The sequence below is a fragment of the Polaromonas sp. P1_G4 genome, assembly GCF_056405475.1.
This window is the reverse complement of the sequence record NZ_JBFUCA010000288.1, coordinates 1-5,515: the sequence shown is the minus strand read 5'-3', so window position 1 is coordinate 5,515 and position 5,515 is coordinate 1. Positions and strand designations below refer to the sequence as shown.

6 protein-coding genes are annotated in these 5,515 nt (G+C 62.1%); 4 read left to right on the top strand and 2 right to left on the bottom strand.

Annotated elements, in window-relative coordinates:
* A partial coding sequence (locus AC1D1X_RS14600) for an NAD(P)H-dependent oxidoreductase (protein ID WP_477698531.1) occupies nt 1–447 on the top strand: 447 nt, incomplete at its 5' end.
* Nucleotides 448–455: 8 nt separating this feature from the next.
* On the opposite strand, the gene AC1D1X_RS14595 is transcribed toward AC1D1X_RS14600, so the two are convergent.
* Together AC1D1X_RS14595 and AC1D1X_RS14590 are read right to left on the bottom strand one after the other, a co-directional pair.
* Nucleotides 456–1,133 carry a hypothetical protein gene (locus tag AC1D1X_RS14595; RefSeq protein WP_477670390.1) on the bottom strand — a complete coding sequence of 226 codons (678 nt, stop codon included), beginning with the start codon at nt 1,131–1,133 and terminating at the stop codon, nt 456–458.
* Nucleotides 1,130–1,708 carry an NADPH-dependent FMN reductase gene (locus AC1D1X_RS14590; protein WP_477670389.1) on the bottom strand — a complete coding sequence of 193 codons (579 nt, stop codon included), beginning with the start codon at nt 1,706–1,708 and terminating at the stop codon, nt 1,130–1,132. Before AC1D1X_RS14590 ends, AC1D1X_RS14595 begins: the two co-directional genes overlap by 4 nt.
* A gap of 360 nt (nt 1,709–2,068) precedes the next feature.
* Between AC1D1X_RS14590 and mnmG the strand changes: the two genes are divergently transcribed.
* The 3 genes from mnmG to AC1D1X_RS14575 all read left to right on the top strand — a co-directional run.
* Nucleotides 2,069–4,066, top strand: coding sequence for a tRNA uridine-5-carboxymethylaminomethyl(34) synthesis enzyme MnmG (gene mnmG, locus AC1D1X_RS14585; RefSeq protein ID WP_477670388.1), 1,998 nt, complete (start codon nt 2,069–2,071; stop codon nt 4,064–4,066).
* A complete protein-coding gene (gene rsmG / locus AC1D1X_RS14580; RefSeq protein WP_477670387.1) occupies nt 4,066–4,734 on the top strand; it encodes a 16S rRNA (guanine(527)-N(7))-methyltransferase RsmG in 669 nt (222 codons plus the stop codon). The genes mnmG and rsmG overlap by 1 nt, the downstream gene beginning before the upstream one ends.
* A 155-nt stretch (nt 4,735–4,889) precedes the next feature.
* A partial coding sequence (locus AC1D1X_RS14575) for a LysE family transporter (protein WP_477698530.1) occupies nt 4,890–5,515 on the top strand: 626 nt, incomplete at its 3' end.

The following is a 5,515-nucleotide window of genomic DNA, read 5'->3' as shown; positions in this document are numbered from 1 at the left end:
GCCGTGTTGCGTGCGCAGAATGCGACGGCGCCGCAGCAGGCGTTGTGGGCGCGTGCGGTCGCGGTGTCGCAGCGCTTCAATGCGGCAGACCGGTATCTCTTCAGTTTGCCGATGTGGAATTTCGGCATTCCTTACCGGCTCAAGCATTTCATCGACGTGGTGACCTTGCCGGGGCAGAACTGGGCATGGTCAAGGCAAACCGGTTACCAGGCGCTGCTGCCAGGCAAGAGTGCGACGCTGGTGTATTCAAGTGCCGGCGCGTACCCGCTGCGGCCCGGGGAAGATGAATCCGATTTCCAGAAACCGTACATGCGGCGCTGGCTGCGTTTCCTGGACATTGAGGTGACGGCGGAAATAAGCGTTGCGCCGACGCTGGTGCCGCCCGAGGACCTTGCGGCAACCAAGGCCGGTGCGGTGGAACAGGCACGGGCGCTGGCCGTAAATTAGTGCGTTGGTCACCGGGGTATTTTGGCGATCTCCAGTGTGGTCACGATCCCGTTGGCCAGCGCGTCACCCTGTTGAGGCTTTGCGCACAGCTCCTTGCGCAGCTTCGGGTCTTCGCTTCCCTGGCACAGTATCACGCCGTCGGGGCCGATGCCAGGCACCTGGGGGTGGTAGAAATAGGCGAAGCCGTTGTGGTTGGGCAGGTTGACCCACTGCTCTACCAGCTGGGGGTTGGCTTTGCCGTCGCTGTATTTCATGATCCAGGCTTTCAGTGCCGGCATGCGCGCCTGTTGCAGGCTGCCGTCCTGTGTGTAGTTGCCATGGAAACCCACGACCGTTCTTTCGAGAGGCTGGTCGTCGGAGTAGGCGCGTGTTGTGCCGCCCAGAAACATGCGCGAACACGAAGAACGGCAATAGCCTGAGAGCAAGGTCATCAGGCCTTTTTCACGGATGTATTCGCCAGTCGCATACCCGGCCCGGGCGTCCCCGCCCGAGGAGTTTTTGAGCACCACCGTTGTGATGCCGGGGTGCTCCTCTATCGCGGCCTGCAAAATCCGTTGTTCATTGCCGGTCACCTTGCCCGACAGAAAAACAAAAGGCTCCCTGATCTCCACGTCCATGGCGTAAGCGCACGACGCGAGGCAAAAGGCCGCCAGGCCCGACAGCCAGTGGCCTGGACGCGCTGTCATGCAGTGAGGCGTTGGGAAGCAAACAGCACCTGGTCGATCACCGCCTGCACATTTTTGAGATGCGATTCGTCGAGCAGGTTGCCCTCGGTGTCGAAGGCGGTGCCGGCGCGGCCCAGGGCAAAAGCCTTGGGCGCGACCCAGCACTGCGCGTTGAGCAGCAGCGGCACCAGATGGCTTTGCGAACGCAGGCCGCCCAGCGCGCCGGGCGAGGCGCTGAGAACGCCCACGACTTTGCCGGTGAAAGACTTGAAGCCTTCGTGCCAGGCTGGATCGCTCTTGACGGGGCTGGAGACCCAGTCGATGGTGTTCTTGAGCAGCGCGGTGTAGCTGCCGTTGTACTCGGGTGAGCAGATGATCCAGGCCGGATGTTCAAACATGAGCTGCTTGAGCTTCATCACGTCGGGCGGCGTGCCCTGCGCCTCCAGGTCGGCGTTGTACATGGGGATGTCGAAATCAGCCAGCTCGATGTGGGTGACTTCGGCGCCGCTGGCGCGCGCCAGTGTGGCGGTCACCTGGGCGAGTTTGCGGTTGAAGGAGTTTTGGCGGATGCTGCCAGCAAAGACGAGTAGTTTCATGCCCGCTATTGTGGCCGCTGGCGGCCGGTTTTTGGCGTGGCTGCCGCGCACAACAGCCGTCTTGCACGGACTTTGACGCTCCAGCCTAATAAGGACGGGCGCAAGCAGCTATTGAATTGATAGCAAATCCCCGAAGCCACGCAAGGCCATGCCCCCGGACAGGCCGCACAAATAAGGCCTCGCCTGATAAAATCGTGCCTTCGTCCTGTGGGGACCGATGGGCCGGGGCACCTGCACGGCGCATGTGTGTGTTGCCGCGCCGCCGTGCGGCTGCGGCAAGCCTGGCCACCATCGACACCGGACCGCTCCATGGCATGCAGGCGCCCCAGCCTGAAAGCCGCTTTACCCGAAGGAGGCGTGATGCACTCGCCTTATGTTTATCCGCAAGAATTTGATGTGATCGTGGTCGGTGGCGGCCATGCAGGCACCGAGGCCGCGCTGGCTTCCGCACGCATGGGCTGCAAGACTTTGCTGCTGACCCACAACATCGAGACCCTGGGGCAGATGAGCTGCAACCCCTCCATCGGCGGGATCGGCAAGGGCCATCTGGTCAAAGAGGTGGACGCCATGGGCGGCGCGATGGCGCTGGCCACCGACGAAGGCGGCATCCAGTTCCGCATCCTGAACAGCTCCAAGGGCCCGGCCGTGCGTGCCACCCGCGCGCAGGCCGACCGCATTCTGTACAAGGCGGCGATTCGCCGCAAGCTTGAGAACCAGCCCAACCTGTGGCTCTTCCAGCAGGCGGTCGACGACCTGATGGTCGAGGGCGACCGGGTTGTCGGGGCGGTGACGCAGGTCGGCATTCGCTTTCGTTCGCGCACCGTGGTGCTGACGGCCGGCACTTTCCTGGACGGCAAGATCCATGTTGGGCTCAATAACTATTCGGCGGGCAGGGCGGGCGACCCGCCGGCGGTATCGCTTTCGGCCCGGCTCAAGGAACTCAAGCTGCCGCAAGGCCGGCTCAAAACCGGCACACCCCCGCGCATCGACGGCCGTACCATCGACTTCAGCAAATGCACCGAACAACCCGGTGACGGCATGCCGGGCGGCACTGAAGGGCCGGTGCCGGTGTTCAGCTTTATGGGAGGCGGGATTGCTCATCCGCGGCAGATGCCGTGCTGGATTACCCATACCAACGAGCGCACCCACGAGATCATCCGATCCGGTTTTGACCGCAGCCCCATGTTCACCGGCAAGATCGACGGCGTCGGCCCGCGCTATTGCCCGAGCGTGGAAGACAAGATCAACCGCTTCGCCGACAAGGACAGCCACCAGATTTTCCTGGAACCGGAAGGCCTGACCACGCACGAGATCTACCCCAACGGGATCTCGACCAGCCTGCCTTTTGACATCCAGTACGACCTGGTCCGCTCCATGGCGGGGATGAAAAACGCCCATATCCTGCGGCCCGGCTACGCCATCGAATACGACTACTTTGACCCGCGCGCCCTGAAATCCAGCTTTGAAACGCGCGCCATTGGCGGCCTGTTCTTCGCCGGTCAGATCAACGGCACCACCGGTTATGAAGAGGCGGCGGCCCAAGGCATGTTCGCTGGCATCAACGCTGCGCTGCAATGCCAGGAGAAGGAAGCCTGGTTGCCGCGGCGCGACGAGGCTTACCTGGGCGTGCTGGTTGACGACCTGATCACCAAGGGCGTGACCGAGCCTTACCGCATGTTCACCAGCCGGGCTGAATTCCGCCTGATGCTGCGCGAGGACAACGCCGACATGCGCCTGACCGAAAAAGGCCGGGAACTGGGTCTGGTAGACGACGCCCGTTGGGATGCCTTCAACCGCAAGCGCGACACTGTTTCACGTGAAACAGCCCGGCTTCGGGCAATCTGGGTCAATCCCAACAACCTGCCGGTGGCTGAAGCCGAGCGGGTTCTGGGTAAATCCATCGAACGGGAGTACAACCTGCTGGACCTGCTGCGTCGCCCGGATGTGAACTATGCCGGACTGATGTCGCTGGAAGAGGGCAAGTACGCCAACCCCGAACTGGCAGCCGAAGCGGCAGCCAGCGACGACATGGCCAAAAGCGTGATCGAACAGATCGAGATCACGGCCAAGTACGCCGGGTATATCGACCTGCAAAAGACTGAAGTCGAGCGGGCATCACACTACGAAAACCTCAAGCTGCCCGCCGACCTGGATTACCTGCAGGTGTCGGCGCTGAGCTTTGAGGCGCGCCAGACTCTGGCCAAACACCGCCCCGAAACGTTAGGCTTGGCCTCCCGGATCTCCGGCATCACGCCTGCCACCATCTCCTTGCTGTTGGTGCACCTGAAGAAAAACCTCTGGAAAAACACGACGCCACTCCAGGCGGCCGGGGCTTCCACCGAAAAAGCCCAGGCCTGATGCGCGGCGGTGAACAGGATTTGCGCGCCGGCCTCAAGGCGCTGCAGCTGGATTTGACCGATGCGCAAGTCGGCCAGCTGCTGGATTACCAGGACCTGATCGGCAAATGGACCAAGGTTTACAACCTCACGGCCGTGCGTGATCCGGCGGAAATGCTGACCCACCATTTGCTGGACAGCCTGGCGGCGGTGCTTCCGCTGAAGCGACATTTGCAGAAAGCCGGACTGGAGGAGGGCGCCAAGTTGCTGGACGTGGGTTCCGGTGCAGGCCTGCCGGGCGTCGTCATCGCGATTTGCTGCCCCAACGTAGCGGTGACTTGCGTGGATACGGTGGCCAAAAAAGCCGCGTTTATCAAGCAAGCGGCGCTGGCTTTGAAGCTGCCCAACCTCTCCGGCCTGCACGCCCGGGTCGAAACCATCACCACCTCTTTTGATGTGATTTGCTCCCGGGCCTTTGCGTCCTTGGTCGATTTCACCAACTGGTCGACCGACGCGCTGGCACCGCAAGGTGTGTGGATGGCCATGAAGGGCAAGCACCCGGCCGACGAAATTGCCGCCCTGCCAGCCGGCGCTGAAGTGTTTCACGTGGAACAACTGCAGGTTCCGGGGCTGGATGCTGAGCGCTGCATTGTCTGGATGCAGGCGAAAGCCGCCGCCAGCCCGGCCTGAAAACCGGGGCCGAGCGCCTCGGCCCGTTGTTCGGGCACAAAAAGAACCCTTCGCGAATGCCAAATCGGCCTTGATCGGGCCAGTTTGGCATTTCTGCGGCACACCCCTGTCGTAAACTCACAGCCTCACTTCTCTCTACTTTCTGGAGAACCTCCATGTTGGGCTCATTCGTTGGCATCGCCGACTACGGCGCTTTTGTCGTCGCCATCATTGTGTTTTTGCTGATTCCCGGCCCGGGCAACCTGGCGCTGATCACCTCGACCAGCAAGGGCGGCATCGCGGGCGGCCTGGGTGCGACTTTCGGCGTGATTGCTGGCGACCAGGTTTTGCTCTGGGCGGCGGTCGCGGGGGTGTCGGCCATCATGGCGGCTTACCCGACGGCTTTTCATATCGTCCAGTGGGCGGGTGCGGTTTACCTGGCCTGGCTGGGCATCAAGATGCTGATGGCCAAGCCCGGCGACGCGCCCTTGCTCAATATCAAGCCGCGCCACTACTTTCAGCAGGCGATGATGATCACCTTGCTGAACCCCAAGGCCATCGTGTTCTATATGGCTTTCTTCCCGCTGTTTGTCGATCCGGCCCTGCACCAGGGCCTGAAGACTTTCGCCGTGATGGCGGCCACGATTGCGGCCMTGACTTTCTTGTATGGCCTGACCTCGGTCATGATCACCTATCACCTGGCGGAGCGCATACGCGCCAACCCGAAAATCACGGCGGTCCTCAACAAGCTGGCCGGCGTTTTCCTGATCGGCTTCGGCCTCAAGCTCGCGGTCTCCAAATA

Excerpts from the sequence above, each read along its gene's own strand:
- AC1D1X_RS14595 (WP_477670390.1), bottom strand. The coding sequence starts at position 1,133 with ATGACAGCGCGTCCAGGCCACTGGCTGTCGGGCCTGGCGGCCTTTTGC.
- AC1D1X_RS14590 (WP_477670389.1), bottom strand. The coding sequence starts at position 1,708 with ATGAAACTACTCGTCTTTGCTGGCAGCATCCGCCAAAACTCCTTCAAC.
- mnmG (WP_477670388.1), top strand. The coding sequence starts at position 2,069 with ATGCACTCGCCTTATGTTTATCCGCAAGAATTTGATGTGATCGTGGTC.
- rsmG (WP_477670387.1), top strand. The coding sequence starts at position 4,066 with ATGCGCGGCGGTGAACAGGATTTGCGCGCCGGCCTCAAGGCGCTGCAG.